The organism is Ferruginibacter paludis (genome assembly GCF_030409685.1).
In the GTDB taxonomy this organism is placed as follows: domain Bacteria; phylum Bacteroidota; class Bacteroidia; order Chitinophagales; family Chitinophagaceae; genus Ferruginibacter; species Ferruginibacter paludis.
This window is the reverse complement of the sequence record NZ_JAUFQJ010000002.1, coordinates 70,678-92,875: the sequence shown is the minus strand read 5'-3', so window position 1 is coordinate 92,875 and position 22,198 is coordinate 70,678. Positions and strand designations below refer to the sequence as shown.

General features: G+C 41.3%; 18 protein-coding genes, 1 tRNA gene and 1 riboswitch. Of the genes, 11 read left to right on the top strand and 8 right to left on the bottom strand.

From position 1 onward, the window contains the following. Positions 1-123: 123 nt before the first annotated feature. The gene (gene uvrA, locus QWZ08_RS02365) at positions 124-2,994 is read right to left on the bottom strand and encodes an excinuclease ABC subunit UvrA (RefSeq protein ID WP_290335586.1); all 2,871 of its coding nucleotides are present in this window, start codon (positions 2,992-2,994) and stop codon (positions 124-126) included. A 97-nt stretch (positions 2,995-3,091) separates the two neighbouring features. Here uvrA and QWZ08_RS02360 point away from each other — a divergent pair, with 97 nt between their 5' ends. Then, positions 3,092-3,643, top strand: coding sequence for a hypothetical protein (locus QWZ08_RS02360; protein ID WP_290335585.1), 552 nt, complete (start codon positions 3,092-3,094; stop codon positions 3,641-3,643). Here the strand turns inward: QWZ08_RS02360 and recQ are convergent, their stop codons facing one another. Further along, entirely contained in the window at positions 3,644-5,797 is a 2,154-nt protein-coding gene (recQ, locus tag QWZ08_RS02355) for a DNA helicase RecQ (RefSeq protein WP_290335584.1), read from the bottom strand. Between the two features lie 212 nt (positions 5,798-6,009). Then, a riboswitch (SAM riboswitch) is annotated at positions 6,010-6,132 on the top strand. Positions 6,133-6,324: 192 nt separating this feature from the next. Between recQ and QWZ08_RS02350 the strand changes: the two genes are divergently transcribed. The 5 genes from QWZ08_RS02350 (at position 6,325) to QWZ08_RS02330 (ending at position 11,159) form a co-directional block, all read left to right on the top strand. Continuing rightward, a complete protein-coding gene (locus QWZ08_RS02350; protein ID WP_290335583.1) occupies positions 6,325-7,512 on the top strand; it encodes a trans-sulfuration enzyme family protein in 1,188 nt (395 codons plus the stop codon). Positions 7,513-7,523: 11 nt separating this feature from the next. Next, complete coding sequence (locus QWZ08_RS02345; protein ID WP_290335582.1) at positions 7,524-8,777, top strand: homoserine dehydrogenase; 1,254 nt, start codon at positions 7,524-7,526, stop codon at positions 8,775-8,777. Positions 8,778-9,128: 351 nt separating this feature from the next. Further along, positions 9,129-9,202: transfer RNA gene (locus QWZ08_RS02340), tRNA-Cys, on the top strand. 169 nt (positions 9,203-9,371) lie between these two features. Beyond that, positions 9,372-10,052: a hypothetical protein gene (locus QWZ08_RS02335; protein WP_290335581.1), complete on the top strand. Its 681-nt coding sequence runs from the start codon at positions 9,372-9,374 to the stop codon at positions 10,050-10,052. Between the two features lie 123 nt (positions 10,053-10,175). Next, complete coding sequence (locus tag QWZ08_RS02330; RefSeq protein WP_290335580.1) at positions 10,176-11,159, top strand: aldo/keto reductase; 984 nt, start codon at positions 10,176-10,178, stop codon at positions 11,157-11,159. Between the two features lie 74 nt (positions 11,160-11,233). Here the strand turns inward: QWZ08_RS02330 and QWZ08_RS02325 are convergent, their stop codons facing one another. Further along, positions 11,234-11,812, bottom strand: a complete 579-nt coding sequence (locus tag QWZ08_RS02325; RefSeq protein WP_290335579.1) for a peptidylprolyl isomerase — start codon at positions 11,810-11,812, stop codon at positions 11,234-11,236. Positions 11,813-11,982: 170 nt separating this feature from the next. Between QWZ08_RS02325 and QWZ08_RS02320 the strand changes: the two genes are divergently transcribed. The 3 genes from QWZ08_RS02320 (at position 11,983) to QWZ08_RS02310 (ending at position 15,091) form a co-directional block, all read left to right on the top strand. Continuing rightward, entirely contained in the window at positions 11,983-12,453 is a 471-nt protein-coding gene (locus QWZ08_RS02320) for a ferritin-like domain-containing protein (RefSeq protein ID WP_290335578.1), read from the top strand. 318 nt (positions 12,454-12,771) lie between these two features. Then, positions 12,772-13,185: a LytTR family DNA-binding domain-containing protein gene (locus tag QWZ08_RS02315; RefSeq protein ID WP_290335577.1), complete on the top strand. Its 414-nt coding sequence runs from the start codon at positions 12,772-12,774 to the stop codon at positions 13,183-13,185. A gap of 265 nt (positions 13,186-13,450) precedes the next feature. Further along, a complete protein-coding gene (locus tag QWZ08_RS02310) occupies positions 13,451-15,091 on the top strand; it encodes a DUF6345 domain-containing protein (RefSeq protein ID WP_290335576.1) in 1,641 nt (546 codons plus the stop codon). Between the two features lie 171 nt (positions 15,092-15,262). On the opposite strand, the gene QWZ08_RS02305 is transcribed toward QWZ08_RS02310, so the two are convergent. Together QWZ08_RS02305 and QWZ08_RS02300 are read right to left on the bottom strand one after the other, a co-directional pair. Then, a complete protein-coding gene (locus QWZ08_RS02305; protein ID WP_290335575.1) occupies positions 15,263-16,606 on the bottom strand; it encodes an aminotransferase class III-fold pyridoxal phosphate-dependent enzyme in 1,344 nt (447 codons plus the stop codon). A 78-nt stretch (positions 16,607-16,684) separates the two neighbouring features. Next, on the bottom strand, positions 16,685-18,142 hold the full coding sequence (locus QWZ08_RS02300; RefSeq protein WP_290335574.1) for a CoA-acylating methylmalonate-semialdehyde dehydrogenase: 1,458 nt from the start codon (positions 18,140-18,142) through the stop codon (positions 16,685-16,687). 125 nt (positions 18,143-18,267) lie between these two features. On the opposite strand from QWZ08_RS02300, the gene QWZ08_RS02295 reads away from it, so the two are divergent. Both QWZ08_RS02295 and QWZ08_RS02290 read left to right on the top strand, forming a co-directional pair. Continuing rightward, a complete protein-coding gene (locus QWZ08_RS02295; RefSeq protein WP_290335573.1) occupies positions 18,268-18,744 on the top strand; it encodes an Lrp/AsnC family transcriptional regulator in 477 nt (158 codons plus the stop codon). A 45-nt stretch (positions 18,745-18,789) separates the two neighbouring features. Beyond that, positions 18,790-20,832, top strand: coding sequence for a penicillin acylase family protein (locus QWZ08_RS02290; RefSeq protein ID WP_290335572.1), 2,043 nt, complete (start codon positions 18,790-18,792; stop codon positions 20,830-20,832). A gap of 5 nt (positions 20,833-20,837) precedes the next feature. Here QWZ08_RS02290 and QWZ08_RS02285 read toward each other — a convergent pair whose 3' ends face one another. The 3 genes from QWZ08_RS02285 to QWZ08_RS02275 all read right to left on the bottom strand — a co-directional run bounded on the left by QWZ08_RS02285 (position 20,838) and on the right by QWZ08_RS02275 (position 22,196). Next, positions 20,838-21,104 carry a hypothetical protein gene (locus tag QWZ08_RS02285; RefSeq protein ID WP_290335571.1) on the bottom strand — a complete coding sequence of 89 codons (267 nt, stop codon included), beginning with the start codon at positions 21,102-21,104 and terminating at the stop codon, positions 20,838-20,840. A gap of 123 nt (positions 21,105-21,227) precedes the next feature. Beyond that, entirely contained in the window at positions 21,228-21,761 is a 534-nt protein-coding gene (locus QWZ08_RS02280) for a DUF2911 domain-containing protein (RefSeq protein WP_290335570.1), read from the bottom strand. 54 nt (positions 21,762-21,815) lie between these two features. Beyond that, a complete protein-coding gene (locus tag QWZ08_RS02275; protein ID WP_290335569.1) occupies positions 21,816-22,196 on the bottom strand; it encodes a response regulator in 381 nt (126 codons plus the stop codon). Positions 22,197-22,198 lie beyond the last annotated feature (2 nt).

Below are 22,198 nucleotides of genomic sequence, written 5' to 3'. Positions count from 1 at the left end.
ACCCTCTAATGATCAAAATGAATTAAATGGCAAAGCGATAGAACGGAGATAACAGTAGCTTCTGCATATGCGTGCAAATGCTTACCCCTGAAACCACAATTCTAATTTCCTTACTATCCTTTGTCATTTTTTCAATTCTGCTTTTAGAAACTTTCCGGTAAAACTTTCTTTTACTTTTACCAGGTCTTCCGGAACACCTTCAAATAACACCAGTCCGCCACCATCGCCACCTTCAGGGCCAATATCAATGATGTGATCGGCCACTTTTATCACATCCATATTATGCTCAATTACCAACACACTATTACCTCTGTCAACCAGTTTATTTATCACTTCCAGCAAATGCTGTATGTCCTGAAAATGTAATCCAGTTGTTGGTTCATCTAATATATAGAATGTTTTTCCGGTATCTTTTTTACCCAGTTCGGTTGATAACTTCACCCGCTGTGCTTCGCCACCACTAAGGGTTACAGCGCTCTGGCCAAGCGTTATATAGCCCAATCCAACTTCCTTAAGCACTTTTATTTTTCGGTAGATAAAAGGCACCGCCTGGAAAAATTCTACTGCTTCATCCACCGTCATATCCAGCACATCACTAATTGATTTTCCCTTGTATCTTATTTCCAGTGTTTCCCTGTTGTACCGCTTGCCATTGCATTTTTCGCAATGCACATATACATCCGGTAAAAAGTTCATTTCTATCACCCGCATACCACCGCCTTCACACACTTCACAACGTCCGCTCTTGACGTTAAATGAAAAACGCCCCGCTGTATAGCCACGGATTTTAGCTTCCGGCACTGTCGCAAACAGGGTCCTTATATCAGTAAAAAATCCGCAATAGGTAGCAGGATTACTTCTTGGTGTACGGCCTATCGGACTTTGATCAATTTCAATTACCTTATCAATTTGCTCCAGCCCTCGAATGGATTTGTATTCAAGCGGATTGGCCTTGGAATTATAGCAATATTTGTTCAGCAAAGGATACAAGGTTTCGTTGATCAGGGTCGACTTGCCACTGCCACTTACACCAGTAACCACAATCAGTTTTCCCAGCGGAAACGTTACCGAAACATTTTTTAAATTATTTCCTTTTACTCCTGTCAATTCTATAAACTTGCCGTTGCCCTTTCTTCTTTCTTTTGGAATCTCAATACTTTTTTCGCCGCTTAAATATTTGGCTGTTTCTGATTTGGATAATAATACTTCATCCGGTGTTCCCATGGCAACAATTTCACCGCCATGCGTACCCGCCTTGGGACCAATATCCACCAGGTAATCACTTGCGAGCATAATGTCCTTGTCATGCTCTACCACCAGCACACTGTTGCCAATATCACGCAGGTTCTGCAATGCTGAAATCAGCCGCTGATTATCCCGCTGGTGCAAACCAATACTCGGTTCATCCAAAATATAGGTAATGCCCTGCAACTGGCTTCCAATCTGCGTTGCCAGTCTTATACGCTGGCTTTCGCCCCCGCTCAGTGTTTTTGAAGGACGGTACAAGGTGAGGTAGGTTAATCCAACGTCCAGTAAAAATTGCAATCTTTCCCTGATCTCTTTCAGCACATCTTTGGCAATGGCATTTTGTTTATTGCTCAGCCTTTTTTCAATGCTGGCGAACCAGGTAGCCAGCTTATCCAAATTCATATTGCTCAGTTCGGCGATGTTCTTTTCATCTACTTTAAACCAAAGACTTTCTTTTCTTAGCCTGCTGCCATTACAGGTGCCGCATTCTTTCAGCTGCATAAATTTTTCCACCCAATCCCGCAACGCTTCTCCACTATTAGGCGATGCAAACCATCTTTTCAACATCGGAATTATGCCTTCGTAACTGCCGGTATATTCCAAAGGAACAGTTTCATCACTCAGGTCAAGCTCCAGCGCAGGATTGATTTGCTGGTCGCCATAAAGCAGCAAATTTAATTGCTCCGGCGGAAGGTCCTTCAGCGGTTTATCTAAATTGATCTTATATTTCCTGGCAAATATCAGCACCTGCTGAAACACACTGGCATCCCGCTCTTCACCCAATGGTACGATGGCTCCATCTTTTACACTTTTTGTTTTGTCAGGAAGCACTTCATCCATATCAATTGTATAAACCGTCCCCAGGCCTTTACAGGTAGGGCAGGCACCATACGGGCTATTAAAAGAAAAGGCATTGGGGCTGGGTTCTTCATAACTGATACCAGTTTCTTCGCACATTAACTGCTTGCTGTACTGCACCGTTTTATTATCATCGTTGATCAATAAAAACATCAGGTCTTTACCAACCTGTAAAGTCTTTTGCACACTCTGGCTCAGCCTTACCTTCATGTCATCCGTTACAGCCAGCCGGTCAACAACCACTTCTATGTCGTGAATTTTATACCGGTCGATTTGCATTTTTGCCACCAGGTCTTTTACTTCGCCATCTATGCGAACCTTTAAATATCCCTTCTTGCGAATATCTTCAAACAACTCCCTGTAATGGCCTTTGCGTCCACGCACCAATGGCGCAAGCAGACTGATCTTTTTATTTTTAAATTTTGCAAAGATGTTACTTACGATTTCTTCTTCACTAAACTTCACCATTTTTTTCCCAGTGTTGTAACTGTAAGCTTCGCCCACTCTTGCGTACAACAAGCGCAGGAAATCATAGATCTCTGTGATGGTGCCTACAGTACTCCTGGGATTTTTATTGGTGGTTTTTTGTTCAATTGAAATTACTGGAGACAGTCCGGTAATCTTATCCACATCCGGACGCTCCATATCGCCTACAAACTGCCTTGCATAAGCGCTGAAACTTTCCATGTACCTGCGCTGACCTTCATTGTAAATGGTATCAAAGGCAAGCGATGACTTACCACTTCCACTAACGCCGGTAAACACCACCAATTGATTTTTAGGGATTTTTATATCGATGTCCTTGAGGTTGTGCTCCCGGGCACCAAACACTTCAATAAATTCGTTGGGGATGATATCTTCTGAGAGCCCTTTTTTAACTTTCGCCATGTAATATTTTCCTGAGTTGCAAAGATACAAAACAAAAAGAGCAGGGCTTAGTTGACTCCCTTATTGTTTTATTAATTTGCGGCATAACAATCAGCCAATGCTATCAAACCTTTTCGGTAAAAAAGAAGGCAACGTATCCGAAGCCATATTTAAAGACAAAGTCTTTCTCAACTCAACCGGTAAAATAGTAGCCTGCCTGCAACTGGCTACCACCAATAATAATAGTATTTTTATTGCCTGGTTTGCAGAAACTGCCGCGACTTTTGAAAAGTTTTTTAACCAGTATAACATCGATGTTAAAAGATTAATCCTTGCAGCCCACCTGGATCAATCGCTGCTTCAAAATTACCAGCCGGTATTTGTAGAGCATTACCCGTTACATGCAAAAGAATTGGATTTGGTAAAAGACTGGCAGCTGACAAACATCCCGGTTTACAGCGCTATGGATGAGCCGTTGTTTAAACATTTCGGCAGCGATAAAATGGTTCCATTGATTAAGCTACTGGGTTTTAAAGAAAACGAATCCATTGAACATTCCTATGTAACAGAATCAATCATTAAAGGACAAAATAAAATTGCGGCAAAAGTATTGGTTGAACAAACGGCTGCTTCGCAGGGTGATTGGATGAAAAAAAATATGCAGGATTAATCAGGCTTCACTCATCCTTCTCAGATAATTCATTACGGCAGTAATTTCACCGTAACTAAAACCATCACCCAATTTTTGTTTAATGGGCGCTATAGCCAGGCTGCGATTATTTTCTTCAATGGTTTTGCTGATAATTTGTAGTTTTTCTGCACTTACCATTTCATTGATCTTCAGTTCACCGGAAAAAATAAAATGCGCCAGGTGGCCTTCAACAGTGCCGGTTGACAATCCTCTTTCAAAAGCAATTTCCTCCACCGATCTGCCCAGTTGAAACAGTTGCAAGCTTTGCTTTTTTGTATCATTCGTCTTTTCAACTGACGGGCTTTTACGCTGCCGTTTGGGTTGCTTGGAATCTATTTTTGTGGTAAGGTTGTTTTCCCTGCAATAGTCAATGATGGCGTCTAAAAAATAGTCGCCATACTTCTCCAGTTTAATGGTACCAAAGCCAGAAATCTTTGCCAGCGCTGGTTTGGTGAGCGGAAGGTAAGTTGCCAGTTCAACCAGCGTGGCATCACTAAATACCTGGAAGGCCGCTACATTTTCTTCTTTGGCAAGCCCGAGGCGGATAGTTTTTAAAGTCTTAAATAAATCAGCATTCACTGACTCCGGCGCCGCATTTTTTTGCACAAGCTCTTTATTTACCGTAACAGATTTTACCAGCATCACTTTCAGCTCTCCTTTCAATATCTGTTTACTCAATTCAGTCAATTGCAACACGGGGTATTCCGTATCACTCTGTTGTAAATACCCCAGTTGCAGCATATCTCTTACATACATTTTCCATTGGTCTTTGGTGATATCTTTTCCAATGCCAAATGTTTTAATTCCCTGATGCTCATGTTTTGTAGTACTGCTTCCACGCAAAAAATCAATCACGTAATTGATGCCAAATCTTTCCTGCAATCTTGTAACTGCACTTAATAGTTTTTGCGCTTCAATGGTAGCATCTGTCTTTTCTTCCTGGCTTAAACACACGTCGCAACTGCCGCAAAAGTTGGCCGCCGGTTCATCAAAATAATTCAACAAAAATTTACGGCGGCATTGTCTTGTCTCACAAAAAGCCGCCATCTGGTCCAGCTTTTTCAGCATCACTTTACTTTGTGCTTCGTTGCCTTCTACCCTTGCGAAATTCTTCAGTTTAAATACATCCGCGGCACTGTAAAACAAAATAGCTTCGCTGGGCAATCCATCTCTGCCTGCCCGGCCAGTTTCCTGGTAATAGCCTTCAATATTTTTTGGTAAATCCACATGCACGACAAAGCGAACATTGCTTTTATTGATGCCCATTCCAAAAGCGATGGTGGCTACAATAATCTTGATATCGTCTTTTAAAAACAAGTCCTGATTTTGCTCTTTTAAACTTTTGTCAAGCCCTGCATGGTAAGCTGCCGCTGCATATCCCTCTTCTCTTAAATCTTCTGCCAGCTTATCAACCGAGCTGCGGCTGAGACAATAAATGATACCGCTGTCCTCTTTATGTTCCGCTAAAAAATCAGTGAGCTGATCAAAATAATTGCGCTTCTGCTTTACATAGTAACTGATGTTGGGTCGGTTAAAGGAATTTTCATACACCGTATAATCAGTTACTTCCAGCTTCTGAATAATATCCTTTTTTGTGAGCGAATCGGCTGTGGCAGTTAAGGCAATAATAGGCACAGCAGGAAACTGTTTTTTCAGTTCCCCCAGCACCAAATATTCCGGGCGAAAATCGTGTCCCCAGTGGCTGATGCAATGTGCTTCGTCAATTGCAAAGAGTGACACATTAATGTCTTTTAAATAATTGAGTAAGTTGTTTTGTCCCAGTAAACGTTCTGGCGCTACATACAATAATTTCAGCCGGTTATTTTTCAACTGCTGAATGATAGTAGCCTGTTCTGAAGAAGATTGGGAAGAGTTTAGAAAAGCCGCTGCAACACCATTTAATTTTAACGCATCTACCTGGTCTTTCATCAAAGCAATTAATGGCGACACAACAATAGTCACCCCATCCAGCACCAAAGCAGGTACCTGGTAACACAAAGATTTCCCCCCTCCTGTCGGCATCAAAACAATGCTGTCTTTTTTCGCCAGCACGTTTTCAATTATTTCTTCCTGATTGTGACGAAAGGAATTATAGCCAAAGTATTGCTGTAAAGTCTGCTGAATATTGTACATATCGGGTCGGTTAATTTTATCCCGCCAACAAGATAAAAATCTTTTACCCATTCTGCTATGAAAAAAGAATTTGCAAACTGGGGATAAAAAATATATTCACCTGTAATGCAATACAGGTAAAGCTTTTAAAGACTCCTTAACATTTTATTAAAATTTTTATTTGGAATTTTAAACTTCGTGGTTATACCTTTGTACCAGTTCTTTAGTTTTATCGCTTATCAAGAAAGGCAGAGGGTTATGGCCCTGTGAAGCCTTGACAACCTATCTTTTGTCTCCGCAGGAAATAAAAGAAAAGGTGCCAATTCCATCCCGATGGTTATCGGGACAGATAAGTCAGATCCACAGCTCAAAATATCTGCACAAAATATTAAAAGCTCATCTGATTTATCGGGTGAGCTTTTTTGTTGCCCCTTACGTAAGGGAAATAAAAAAACCTACCCGGTATATTTCAATCTTCTTGAAAGGCATGAAAGAAATTATTATTCACTTCCGGTTTAAATAAAACCCGGAACTAAAAATTTTTTATCATGAGCAACGCAACAGATTTATTACACTGCATCCCGGTTGATCCGCTTACAGGCGCCATCAGTGTACCCATTTATCAAACCAGCACTTTTGTGCAGGAAGCCCCCGGCGTAAACAAAGGCTACGATTATGCAAGAAGCAACAACCCAACAAGGACAGCTTTAGAAGGCATCATCGCCAAACTGGAAAAAGGTAGTACAGCAGCCGCTTTCAGCAGCGGACTGGCAGCTATTGACGCAGTAATCAAACTATTAAAAACGGGTGATGAAATTATTGCGGTAGATGATATTTATGGCGGAGCCTTTCGCTTATTCACCCAGGTATATGAAAAATTTGGCATCAAAATAACTTATGTTGATACCACGGATGCCGCCAATGTTTTTAACGCCATCACACCCAATACAAAACTCATCTGGTTGGAAACACCTACCAACCCAACATTAAAAATCAGCGATATTGAAGCTATCGCCAAAATCGCCAAAGTCAGCAACTGCCTGCTTTGTGTGGATAGCACGTTTGCATCTCCGGCGTTGCAGCAACCCATTAATTTGGGAGCTGATATAGTAGTACATTCTGCCACCAAATACCTGGGCGGTCACAGTGATTTAATCGCTGGTCTCGTAATTTGTAAAGACAGAGCCGTTGGCGAAAAAATAAAATTTCTACAGAATGCCTGCGGTGCGATCCTTTCTCCCTTCGATAGCTGGCTGCTGATACGGGGCCTGGAAACCCTGCACCTGCGGGTAAAACAACACTGCATCAATGCAGGCGAAGTGGCTAACTGGCTTGCAACACATCCGCTGGTTGACAAAATTTATTACCCCGGTCTTGCAACACATCACAATCATGATATTGCAACAAAACAATCCAAAGGTTTTGGTGGCATTATCTCTTTTTCTTTAAAAGAAGATACAGAAGCCGCGGCAATAGCATTCGTTACAAGCACAAAATATTTTTTGCTGGCAGAAAGTTTGGGTGGCATCAAAAGCCTGATCAGTCACCCGGCGAACATGACGCATAAAAGTATTCCTGCAGCCATCCGCAGGGCCAATGGTGTTAGCGATAGCCTTATCCGCTTGAGTGTAGGCCTGGAAGAAGCAGAAGATCTGATCGCCGATCTGGAACAGGCATTTGAAAAAATCACCGCAAATAATTCAACGACAGCATTGTCGTCCCTTCAAACAGCATAAAAAATAACAACATGTCAACTAATAAACTCTGTATCGGCCTGTTTGGTTTTGGCGTTGTAGGCAAAGGCTTACACGATGTATTGCATAGCACACCCACCTTACAGGCATCCATCAAAAAAATATGTATTAAAAATAACAGCAAGCCAAGAAGCATTGCCTCAGAAAATTTTACAACTGATGCCAACGTTTTACTGGATGATGAAAACATCAACGTAATTGTTGAACTGATTGATGATGCAGACGCCGCCTACCTGATTGTAAAAAAAGCATTGGAAAATGGTAAGGCCGTGGTAAGCGCCAATAAAAAAATGATTGCAGAACATTTTGAAGAACTCTATGCCCTGCAACAAAAATACAATACGCCATTTTTATACGAAGCCGCCTGCTGCGCCAGCATGCCCATCATCCGCAACCTGGAAGAATATTACGACAATGACTTGCTGCAATCCTTCCGCGGTATCATCAACGGCTCGACCAATTTTATACTTACCAAAATATTCCAGGAGCAGGTAGAATTTAATGAAGCCTTGCTACTGGCCAAACAGCTTGGTTTTGCAGAAAGCAATCCCACACTGGATATCGGCGGCTTTGATGCCGCTAATAAACTCAGTATTTTACTGGCACACAGCTTTGGCATCATCGCAAAAACAGACCGCTTTATTTTCAATGGCATCACCAATATCTCCTTGCAGGATGCCACCGTGGCCAAAGAAAAAAAGTACAGTATTAAACTGGTGGCCAATGCACAAAAGCTTGCTGATGGAAAATTAGCCGCCTTTGTTTTGCCGCAATTTGTAACCGAAGCGGATGACTTATACCATGTGCACAACGAGTTCAACGCCATCACAACCGAAAGCAGTTTCGCAGACAAACATTTTTTTAAAGGCAAAGGTGCCGGTGCATTTCCTACCGCCTCTGCGGTACTAAGTGATATCTCTGCCTTGCGCTATGATTATAAATACGAGTACAAAAAAATTGCACATCAAACCGATACGGTGCTGAACAACGACTATTATTTAAAAGTTTTTGTGAGCGTTGACAACATTGAAAAGCTCAATAAAAAAGATTTTGAGTGGATAGAAGAATGGCACAATGAGTTTAATTACAGCTGGCTTATCGGCGTGGTGCATGCAGCGAATTTATTTAAATCTGACTGGTGGAAAAAGGCAGGCATTTCCTTGATAGCTTGCCCCGATGCGGTGATAGAAAATATTGATTATAAAAAAATAAGCAAGCGAAGCCTTGAACTGGCGGGAGTTGTGTAAAATCATTTTTGTTTTTTTGTTTATTATAGCCTGCTGATTGTAGCAGGCTTTTATATTTTAAATCCATGCACAAAAATTTGGGTCCGGGCTAACAACCTTTGTGGATCATCGTTGCGTCGCCCTCTTTTACGGCATACCTTTGTTGGACTTTGTCCAAAGCGAAAGTCTCAATATCACCGTTTTTCATTTAACTATGACCTCCGCATACCGGACCTTTAAAATTGATCGTACAAAAATAAATAGTCTATTAATTTGGTAGACTAATATTTACCCCTTAGTTTTGCAATAAAAAAATCACGGGTACAACTGCGGTATATAGATTATTTAATGAAGGTGCGCAAGCATCCAAACAGTCACGTGGCCGAGTGGTTAGGTTTAAGTCTGCAAAACTTTTTACGATGGTTCGAATCCATCCGTGACGTCCATTTTTTCATATGGCAAGCAATCGTTAACAAGGCGGTAGTTCTATACTGCCCTTCTTATTTTCCTGATTGCATTTTCAACATTTATCTGATAAAAAATTTTTTGGTGGCAAAGTGCATTGCTATTTTTTATATGTTTACCGAACATTAATTATTTACCCTTAAAAAATTTATGAAAAAAATCCCTTTATTTACTACACTCGCCGTATCGCTATTCATTATTTCATGTAAAAAAGAAGACAGCACCGCAGGCAATAATACTGATCCGTTAAAAGGCCACTGGAAATTTTTAACGATGAAAGCTAATACGAAGGCAACGATGGCGTACGATTTTGGTGGAACAACCATGGTCAGCATTACCACGTCAGATTACACAACAACAAATGGAGTGGGTTCTTTTTCTTTTGCTAACGGTACTGCCACAACCCTGGGAATTGGTTATTCTTTGGAAACAAATGTATTCACCGCGTCTTATGAAAATGGGCAACTGACAGACACAATGAGTATGCCCATGTCGTTTACAGCATCGCCAACCAATTCGTCCGGACAATATAAAATAATAGGCAATGATTCTGTGTACTTCCCCGCTGGCGGAATCATCTCCGGCAATGTTCCGGGTAGTAATAATTCAGCAACAATGGCAAGCGGATATAAATTTACAATTGCCGGCGACACCTTGCTTACAATGACAGGCCACCTTGTAAAAGACAGCATTGCGAATATGAGTGGCGTTATAGCATCGCTACGTGAAGAAGTCAATTATATCTCCAGTGGAGAAAACAATAATTTGACTACCATATCGTCGTTGTATATCCAGGATGATTTCCTTTTTTTTCTTGGCTATTGCTTATAGAGGTATCATTTTTTTTTACTTTGTAAATCAAGAATTCTATTCAAAAATCGTCAACACATGTTGGTAAAATATCCCTCTTACTTATTAACTTATAGCATTAATTAACTGTTATAATATTTTGATATGGAATACAAGAATTTAAACGATACAAATTTTAAATTATCCGCAATTACATTTGGCGCCTGGGCTGCGGGCGGATGGATGTGGGGCAAAACCGACCGCAACGATGCAATTGAAGCCATAAGGTCATCATACAACGAAGGTGTTACTTCTATTGATACAGCGCCCATCTACGGGCAGGGCGATAGTGAATCGATCGTTGGTGAAGCCATCAAAGATTTTCCACGAGATAAAATTCAGCTGCTAACCAAATTTGGTATGCGCTGGGATCTTGCAAAAGGAACACTGGCGTTTAAAAGCAAAAACAACCAGGGAGAGGACATCGATATTTATAAATATGCCGGCAAAGAAAGCATTATCAAAGAATGTGAGGACAGCCTGAAACGTTTGGGCACAGATTACATCGACCTGTACCAGATTCACTGGCCGGATATTACTACGCCCATTCATGAAACGATGGAAGCTGTGGATGCATTGATAAAACAGGGAAAGGTAAGGTATGCAGGCGTTTGCAATTACAATGCAGTACAAATGGCAGAAGCTGAGCAAACGATACAACTGGTAAGCAACCAGGTTCCGTTTAGTATGGTAAACCGGGGTATAGAAGTGGAGACTGTTCCATATTGCATAGCAAATCACAAGTCTATCCTGGCTTATAGCCCTATAGAGCGTGGCTTACTTTCAGGCAAAATAACACCAGGTTATAAATTTGCCGAAGGTGATCACCGGGCAGCCAATAAATATTTTACAGAGGAAAGTATTATAAAAACCAATGCCTTCCTGGCAAAAATAAAACCCATAGCCGACAGCAAAGATGCTACCCTTGCGCAATTGGTTATTAAATGGACGTTGCAAAGGCCCGGCATTACGATCGCTTTAGTTGGAGCAAGGAATAAAGAGCAGGCAGTTCAAAATGCCAGGGCAATCCACGTGTCGTTAACCCAAGACGAGATTGATTTTATAAATAGACTTGTACTTCAATTGTAAACATCACCGTGCTCACAAAAGCTCACTTTATAATAATGCAAGTAATTGGCGCAGACATTCAACTTCTCTTCCGGTTACAATCTCTTTATATTTTCAATGCGAATAGGAACCGTAAAATACTCTCCGCGACTGGGATTATTTTGAATTTGTCTTACCACATCCATTCCTTCCACCACTTTTCCAAACGCTGCAAAGCCCAGGCTATCGGCAGACTGGTTGCTGTCGAATTGCGTTTGATCTCCTATACAAATAAAAAATTCTGTGCTGGCGGTTCCGGGAGTTGTTCTTGCCAATGAAATAGTTCCATTGGTATGAGATAAATGAGTGACGGAAGTAGGTTCATGAGCAATACCAGGAATACGATCCAGCAGGGCCTGGTTGTAAGTGAATAGCCCTCCCTGGATTAAGCCGGTATTATATTGCTTAGGTACATTATCATTGCTCAATACCCTGTAAAAAGATCCGTTTTTGTAAAACCCTGAGTCTACATAAGATAAAAAAGCTGCAACAGATATGGGTGCATTAACAGGCATCAGCTCCACTACCAAATCTCCATAGCTGGTGTTGATCAGCACATGTGGTGTGCTGTATTTTTTTTGCGTACAATTACATAAAAAAAAGATGGCAAATACAAATGTTAAACATTGTTTCATAGAGGCAAATTACGCTGTTATTCTGTTATTTTTTCATCACAAAATTAAACAGGTATTTTTTCCCCAACCGGGAAGAAGATAGGTAAAAAATTGACCGTAAATATTGTTAATACAACCGGTAATTTGAATGGCACCATTTTGGTTTCTAACTAATTCTAAATTTATATTTTATGCAAACAGATGAAAAAATTGTAGAGGTTTTAAATGACCTTATCGAAATTAATAATGACCGTGTCAGAGGTTATGAAAGAGCACTTGAAGAGACTAAAGATTTGGATGTAGATTTAAAGTCTATATTTCAAAGTTTGGCAAATGACAGCCGGAAATACGCTGCAGAATTAACACAGGAAGTGAATAAATTTGGTGGTGAAGCAACAACAGACACCACAACAAGTGGTAAGTTATACCGTGCATGGATGGATGTGAAAGCAACCTTCACTGGTCATGATCGTCAGTCTGTTTTAGAATCATGCGAATTTGGCGAAGATGCTGCTCAGAAAGCGTACAATGGTGCTTTGGCTTCAGATGCTGAAATGAGTACAGAAACAAGGCAGTTGATTACAAATCAACAGTCAACATTAAGAACTGCCCATAACCTGATTAAAAAATACAGGGATCTTCACCAGGCTGTAAATGCCTGATAGCAAAGTAAATTATCAAAAAGCCACGCGAAAATGCGTGGCTTTTTGCTTTGGGCTATCGACTGTTATCACTTACCCTTATAGACGATCCCGCTATTCTTTAAAGGCATTAAAAAAGCAGCCTGTACCTTGCATCCTAAGATTTATCTGTCATCACCCAGGGAGTTGTAATTATTTCCCCGCCCGTTTTATGAAGTCGCCAGAACATAAATAAAGTCTTATTTGCTATGTATCCAAAAAATAAAATATTATTTTAGTACCCCATTTACATCCAGTTATCCTGCTGTTTTTATTGTTTAAAATTGAAAACTTTTCTTTATGCAAACCATCTCTTTGAACAAAACAGCCATCGGCCTGCAACACCTGGCAAAAAACGCATCGGCACTCTTTTCCGCCGGTCTTCCTGTAATACGCTTTGAAGAAAAAAAAGAAAAATATTTCTGGGCACGGCCGGAACATATTTGTTTTGTTGTAAGTGCCGATCATTATGTAAAAGCCCTTATCAGCTATGGAAAACAAAAAAAATGGATGAGCAGGCATTGTACTATAAAAGATCTGTTGGGTATACTGCCTGGTGGGGACTTTATCCGGTTAAATAAATTTTATCTTTTAAACCGCTCACATTTTGCAGGCATTAATGAAGCTGATAAAATTCTTTTTATTGACGATAATTTCCCTGTTCCTGTACCCCATTGCATTTCAAAATATATGTTGGATGCTGTAAAAAAATAACCTTCCCTGTACGTGAAATGTTTTTGGCGAAATAGTTTTGGACTTCGGTCAACTCTGCGTTTATTTTTGTCACAGGCATCCATATTCTCATCTGCTACTTGCCAAAAGACTCTTTTCAGCCGTCGGATTATACATTTTGCATTTGAGATATTCATAGCCTGAATTTCCCTGACACATCCCCAAATACCCGATTCAATTGTCATTGAAAAAGGGCTGACAGCAACCGTTTTTTTATTTCTTATTTAAATCTGAAAAATTAAACATTATGCAAACAAAACCCAAAGTAACAAAACACGATCTGCTCGCATCAGAACAGCTGATCATCAAATCGCTGATGTCTCCGCTAGCTGTTTTGGATGATGAAAACAAAAAGGCGCCAACCGCTCCTGCTGCAGCCAATAATTTATTAGGTCTTTGCAGCATCCAGGATTTTTCCGGTGTTTTCGGCAACCACAATTCTGATTTGCATGCAACCCATGCAGATGCAAGAGGCTTTTACACTTACCTGAATAACTGGTACACAGCCAATTACTGGTATGGTGACGGCGCTGTAAAAACCTGGCTGTACGAAGAGCCTTACGATCACTGGCAAAATATTTATGGCGTAGATGCGGTATGTATTTTTTATCATTCAGGCCATGGCAACATGACGTCTGGTGGTGTTTTTCAGGCACCCATGGGAGGTAAATGGAATAATGAAAGCTGGTTCTTCTCCAATAACAAAGCCTTTTTTGGCAACCAGCGGGTGCGCTATGTTTTCTGGTCAACCTGTCTTTCCTGCAGGGTCGGTGGTGGCTTAACCCCTATCAGCACCTGGTGGGCAGATGACAGCAACCCTGGCTTTAGAATGCTGTTTGGTTTTGAAACAACCAGTATTGACAGTGGCAACTATGGTTCAAATTTTTGGAACCACTGGAAAAGCGGTGAATCATTTTCGACGGCATGGCTAAATGCCAGCTGGGATATTTACCATAACCAATCTCCCAGCGTTGTAGCATCTGGCGCCAATGCCACAGAAGCCTCCAACATTTTGTACAACGAACGCTTCTTCAACTGGTCTGCAGTTGCACGCAACTGGTACCAGTGGCGCTGGTATTACGCGGCTTCTGTTGCCGCACGTAACAGGATGGTTCCTGAAAAGTTAATGGTAGCGGAACTGGCCCATGTAACCTTTGAACAGGATGAAGTAAACATGATAGCAAAAACACTGGGACTTCAAAACCCGGTTGCCGGATTAAGCAAGGATGGTGTTTTTTCCGTTCAGTCAAAAGATAAAATCGTCAGCATGAATGAACAGGGCCATCTCAATATCAAACTGGCCAACATCAACTATAAGAATAAAAAAAGACTGGATGAAAAAGAAGCGATCAAAATTGCAGAAAATCACATTAAAAAACACGACCTGGATCATGGCCAAAAATTAAAATTTGATATGATCCGGCTGGGAGTTACTGCAGGTGGCGATACAAAAGATATCAAACAAAAAGGAGAAGAATATATTACCGATACTACAGTGCAGTTTAAACAGGAAATCAATGGTGTACCAACAGTAAATCACGATCAGGGTATTGTGAGAGTTACTATTGATAATGACGGTACCGTTACCCACATGCACAGCTCTGTTAAGAAAGTAGTGCGGCTTAGTAATTTTGCAAAAAATATGGACCTCGATCCAAAAAATGACGGCAATCCACAAGCACATTTAATGACAAAACAAGCCATTGACAAGAGTTTCAAAGAAAAATTGAGTGGCTTTCAGTCAGTAAAACTGGTGGAAGGATCGGAAGAAACCGGTTACGATATTTCCGGAATGCATGGCAGGCTGGTAGAACAACGGGTGTATGAAGTTACTTACGAACAGAACTTTAAAAAACTGATTAAAGTTATTGTTCCTCTTTTTGAATAGGTACGGGCACAGTAAAAAATTTGGACGGTCAGGCAGGCTATTTTTTAAAATAAAAATGATGGCCTGGGATTGCTGAAATATGAATGATGTTCAGATTTTTATACAGAACTATAAATCCCGCATTTGCGGGGTTTATTATTTAAGGCAACTATTTTTAAAAAGCAGTATAATTTACTGTACATAAGCATCTGCAATGCTGATTGCTTCACTTATAATGTCAAGACCTTCATCGATCTGTTCTTTGGTAACACAAAGGGGTGGTGCAATAAAAATATAACTCCAGCGGGTAAAGGTATACATCCCCAGCGCCTTGATTTTGGCAGCCACTTTATTCATTACCTCCATTTGTGCCGGGGCGGCATTAAAAGGTGCCATTGGTTCTTTGGTTACCCTGTTTTTTACCAGTTCAATACAACCTAGCAAACCGGTATTTCTAAAGTCGCCTATTGACGGATGCTTTAATTTCAGCAATTCCACCCGTTGTTCCATATACCTGCCCATTTCGGCGGCGTTTTCTATAAGGTTGTCAGTCTCATAAATCTGCAGTGTTTCCAATGCGGCGGCACAGGCAACAGGATGTGCTGAATACGTCAATCCCAGTGGTAACATATTGTCATCGTATTTTGCTGCAATCGTATCGCTCACCATCAGGCAACCGAAAGGCAAGTAGCCGCACGTTAAACCTTTGGCCATCGCAATCATATCCGGTACAATACCATGATGTTCAAATCCAAACCATTTTCCGGTCCGGCCAAAACCGCTCATCACTTCATCCATTATCAGCAAAATGCCATGCTGTTTACACAGTGCGCTCAGTTTTGCCAAATAACCTTCAGGATACTTCAGGCAACCTGAAGAACCTGATTCTCCTTCCAGTAAAATAGCCGCGATGTTGGAAGGTCCTTCATAGGCAATGATGCGCTCAAGCGAAACCACAGCTTCTTTCAATAAATTTTCTTCGCCGTACTCCCATCGGTAAGCATTGGGTAAATCAAAGTGCACAAAATTGGGTGCCTGCTGGGCATCTGATAACAATTTTCTTGGGTCACCACTAGCCGTCATCGCACCGTTGCTGGAACCATGATATGATTGGTAGCGGGTTAAAATTTTATGCCGCCCCGTGTACAACCTGGCGAGCTTAATGGCATTCTCGATGGAGGTTGCGCCGCACAGTGTAAAGAAGGCTTTGTTTAAATTACCGGGACAAATGGAAGCCAGCTTTTTTCCAAGCTCACCTCTTGCTTTGGTAACACAACTGGGTGTAACATAACTGATCTGCTGCATCTGCCGCACAACAGCATCAGTAATGCGCTGGTCGCCATGACCAATATTTACATTCATCAATCCCGATGAAAAATCGATGTAGCGTTTATCATCATAATCATACAGGTAGACGCCTTCACCATATTTTACCGCAATGGGGTCAATGCCCTTTTGTTTGCTCCAGGAAAACAATGTGTAGTCGAGATTATCCTGTATAATTTCCCGCGTTTGTGAAACTGTTTGCGTTTGCATACAATTATATTATGTTTAAAATTTAAAGTGTGGTTTTATGGCGATTGACTCAAATTAAAACCGTCTCACAATAGCGTTTCAACTCATCCAGTTCACGCCGGCTTCTGCATTCCATTTCACCGTGCTTTTCTTCAGCTTCGTCCAGAATTGAATAGAACTTTTGCCGGTGATATCACCTACACCAAATTTGCTGTCATTCCATCCGCCAAAACTAAACGGTTCTCTCGGAACAGGCACGCCCACATTAACTCCCGTCATGCCCGCACTGGCCCTGTCAATAATATAGCGGGCCATACCCCCGTTTTGTGTAAATACGCTGGCTGCGTTGCCATAAGGATTGGCGTTTTCAATAGCCAATGCTTCATCTACCGTATTGGCACGCATGATAGAGATTACAGGACCAAAAACTTCTTCCGTTGCCACGCCCATGTTAGGTGTAACAAAATCAATTACTGTCGGGCCTACGTAACTGCCATTTTCTTTGCCAGCCACTTTTGCATTCCGGCCATCAACCAACACTTTTGCACCCTGCGCTTCCGCTTCGCTAATCAATCTTTCTATTCTTTCCTGTGATGCTTTATTGATTACTGCACCTAAATTTTCTCCGGGAGTAATCTTACGGGCTTCGTCACAAATTCTATCAATGATATGATCCACATTTCCAACGCCAATCATAGCACCTGCAGCCATACAACGCTGGCCGGCACAGCCGCTCATGCTGGCGACTACATTCTGCGCCGTCATACCGGCAACCGCATCCGGCAAGACAAGCAAATGATTTTTTGCGCCACCGAGTGCCAGGCATCGTTTTAAATTACCGGTAGCCCGCTGATATACCAGCTTCGCAACTTTGGTAGATCCAACAAAAGAAACGGCTTCAATGCCGGCATGATCGCAGATTGCATTCACCATTGTCTCATCGCCGTGCACAATATTCAACACACCGTCGGGTAATCCTGCTTCTTTCAATAACTGCGCTATTCTTCCACAAGTCAGCGGCACTTTTTCTGAAGGTTTTAATATCATACAATTACCCAAAGCAATGGCATTGGGTATCGTCCAGTTGGGTACCATTGCCGGAAAATTAAATGGCACGATAGAAGCCACCACGCCAACGGCAACATACTCTGTTCTGCATTCTACTCCCCTGCTTACTTCCAGTACTTCGCCCGTTACCAGTTGCGGTAGTGAGGTAGCAAATTCTGTGAGCTCGATGCATTTTTCTATTTCAGCAACAGACTCACCATAGGTTTTGCCATTTTCTTCACTGCACAATCTGGCCAGTTCGTCCAGATGTTTTTCCAATAACGATTTGTATTTAAAAAACACCTGCACTCTTTCTTTGATGGGCGTTTTGCTCCAGCCCGGGAAAGCTTTTTTTGCAGCGGTTACTGCATCGTCCAGGTCTGATTGTGTTGATACTGGAACGACTGATAAGTGCGTTCCATCCAACGGAGAAATTACCGGTAGCTGACGGGATGATGCGGCAGCAACAAACTGGCCATTAATAAAATTTTGAACAGGGGCGTATTTCATATTTTGTGTTAACTATAAATTTTGCAGCAATAAAATGGTAATTTAAAAATATTTTAGTGAATGGCAAAATTGCTGACATATTTATATTTAATAGGCAGATATTTGTACGTAGCAAATAATGTACTATGGAAAAAAAGAACACAGCTTCATTGGACGAACTGGATTTCGCTATTTTATCCTGCCTGCAAAAAGATGGCAGGATGTCGTTTACTGTAATGGCAGAAACATTAAAGGTCTCCATCGGAACCATTCGCACCCGTTGCAATAAATTGATTGAAGACGGCACGGTCAATATCATTGGCAGGGTAAACCCTGACAAAGTGGGTTTTAACTCTTATGCACAAATTGCCGTGTTTGTAAGGCCTGCCACTCTGATTGACAAAGTTGCAAAGAAGATCAGCGCCATGCCCGAAGTAAGTTTCCTTGCAGGTACATCAGGTGATCATGACCTTGAAGTGGATGTGATGTGTCGTAACAACGAACACCTGGTGGATTTTATCAACCGTATTTCCAAGTTAGCCGGCGTAAATCAAACAAAAACAACCCTGTATTTTAAAGTATATAAATATGCACAACCAGGGCTTGGTTTATTAAAATATTAATAAGGTCCGCAGTTCGTTTAACAACAGTTTTATTTACATTGGGGTATGAAATTATATTGCTTACTGATCCTGCTTTTTCCCCTTACTGTTACTGCGCAAATAAATCCATCTAACATTACCATTGCAAGAGACAGTTTTGGTGTGCCGCATATTTTTGCACCCACGGATGCGGAGGTTGCTTATGGCCTGGCATGGGCGCATGCTGAAGATGATTTTGAAACTTTACAGCTGGTGGTACTTTCGGGCAAAGCCATGCTGGGCAGCGCTTTAGGCAAAAAAGGTGCACAGGCAGATTATGTTGTACAACTGCTCAGGTGCAGGCAATTGGTAATTGAACAATGGAACACTTTAAGCCCGGATTTTGTGGCACTTGTAAAAGGTTACGTTAGTGGATTGAATGCTTATGCTGCGGCATTTCCAAATCAGGTTAAGTATAAAAAAGCATTTCCTTTTAATGAAAAAGAATACCTGACAGCCGTAGTTTTTTCCATCAGTATTTTTTGCGGCGTTGATCATGTATTGCCGCAAATATTGTCGGGCAAAATTGCAACCGTTGGCTTTACTTCACAGGGCTCCAACGCGTTTGCGTTTCATCCATCCCGTACAACAACCGGCGAGGCTTTTTTAGCCATCAACGCACACCAGCCTGTTGAAGGACCTACCGCATTTTACGAAGCGCATGTGCAAAGTGAAGAGGGCTGGAATATGCTCGGTGGTTTGTTCCCCGGCGGATGTCTTATTTTTCATGGCACCAATGAAAATTTAGGCTGGGCGCATACGGTAAACAACCAGGATAAAATTGATGTATTTCAATTACAGATGAATCCTGAAAACAGCAACCAGTACAAATTTGATAATGACTGGATTGACTTGGAAGTGAGCAAGGCAAAATTGCATGTAAAAGGTATTCCAATAGCCATAGGTAAAAAATTATACTGGAGTAAATATGGTGCAACGATTAAGACAAAGCAAGGCGCATTCAGTATAAGGCTCGGTGCCAATATGGATTGCAAAGCATTGGAAGAATGGTATCGCATGAACAAAGCAAAAAACTTTACTGAGTTTTATAAAGCCGTTAGCATGGTAAGTTTGCCCATGTTTAACATTATGTACGCTGACCGGTATGATACCATTTTTTACATCAGCAATGGCAAAATACCTGTCCGCAATTCCGACCCAAAATACAACTGGCATAGCACCCTTCCCGGCAATACAAGCGCTACTTTGTGGAATGAATTTAAACCGGTGACAGCCTTGCCGCAATACATTAATCCCCCTTCGGGATATTTATTCAATACGAACCATTCACCTTTTCTAGCAACAGATGGTGCATATAACCTGAAGCCGTCAATGTACGATTCCAAAGATGGATACGAATTATTTGATAACAACCGGAGCAAGCGTTTTGAAGAACTAATGACGGATGTTGGCAAAATGGATTATGAACATTTTAAGCGAATCAAATTTGATCAGCAGTATCCCGCAACGTTGCAATTTGCCTATGCTATCGACAGCATGATCCAGCTGGATGCCAATGCTTATCCGCTTATGAAAGATGTGATAAAAAACCTGCAGCAATGGGATCACAGCGGTTCCGCTGGCAGTAAAGGGGCAGCGGTATTTTTATTGGTGTACGACTACTTCGCAAAAAGATTACCAGGTGCATCACCCAGGCCAGTTACACATGCAGAAAGCGTTGCAGCTTACCAATATGTATACAATTATATGATGCAGCATTTCAAGCGCACCGATCTTGTACTGGGAGATATTCAGAAACTGGTACGGGGGGAAGATGCCCGGCCGGCAAGCGGTTTACCGGATGTACTGGCGGCAGCATACACTTCACCTTATAAAAATGGCATTGTAAAAATAACTATTGGAGATGCCTATATTTGTTTTGTTAGATATCCTAAAACCGGGTTGCCGGTAATAGAATCAGTCAATACTTTCGGAGCTTCCAGCCATGCTGACTCACCTCATTACAAAGACCAGATGCAGCTATTTCAAAATCATCAAACCAAACGTATGACGCTTGATAAAAACGAAGTGCTGCAGCATGCAGTTAAAACTTATCACCCGGTAAGATAACAGCATTAATCATCTTCCATATTTTCTGTAGCACCAAAGGCGCCGCCAGAGCCATCGGATTCCTGCTCATCTTTTTCTGCCGCTCTTTTATTTACTTTTTCACCGTCGGTAATATTTACAGCGGCTACTTTTTTCTCTTCCCTAGTAGATGGGTTGATCATTTTTTCAGCAGCTGCTCCGTGTGGAAAACCATTAAAATCCTGGTCTATTTTATTATCCGGATTATTAGCAACTTCTTCGTGCTCCGTTATGGGGTTTGGTTCTTTGTTCATACAATGTTTTTAATGAATAAGAGAATGGCATGCCAAACTCCTGTATAAGCATAGGTACATAAAAAAACGTGCAAACCATGTTGCACGTTGTAAAACTTATTTTTAATATTTTCAGATACAAAATTACTCCACCTTGAAAGTTACCTGGTGGTCGCCCCAAAGCAATGTAACTAATCCATCTTTACCAATTGTAAAAGTCATTTTTTCCGCAAAGGCCGCAGCTTTTGTAGCAGTTGCCTTTACTCGCAAAGCATCGTCTGCCATTTTATAATCAAAGGCACCCCATTGCTTCCATGTTTTATTAAAAATGATCGTCCATTCTCCGCTTCCGGCAATACTGAATAGTCCGTATTTACCTGCTGGCAAAGCTTGTCCATTTACCTTCACTGCTTTACTTGTCTCAAATACGGTGGCTTCATTGGCTCCCGTGCGCCAAACCGCGTCGCCCTTTGGTTCAAGGTCTTTACCAATGGTACGGCCTTTTACAGAAGGCTGGCTATAATCTATACTAATTACGGCCCCTGACGCAAGTGTTTGTGTAACCTTTGCTGGTGGACTGGGTCTTTTACTTTTATCTTCTTTTTTATCCTGCGCAGATAAAGCGTTTGTTGCAAGCAGCAAACCTGCCATGGAAAGAATTGTGAATACTTTTTTCATAACCTTTTTATTTTTTACATGAATGAATACTACAAAAATGTGCCAATTAAACCATTAAGTATTTACCGCTGATAAAGCGGAACTTACGGTTTGAAATAAATCTTTCATTTCAAAGGGTTTACCCAGGAAATAATCAGCACCCGATTCGATGCAACTGGCAGCTGCATCCGGCAGGGCCGAGATCATTATAACAGGCACATGAGATATTTGTTTGTTGATTTTAAAATTTTTACACACTTCCCGGCCATCAGCTCCAGACAGGAGCATGTCCATCAGTATCAGGTCGGGTTTAATCGTTTCTATAAAAATTTCAATGTTTTCGGGACTATCTTTTGCAGTTATTTTATATCCCTTCATTTCCAACATGGCTTTTATCATAAACAGAATGTCTGCATTATCATCTATTACCAAAATGTGATACTGTTCGTTTTGCATTG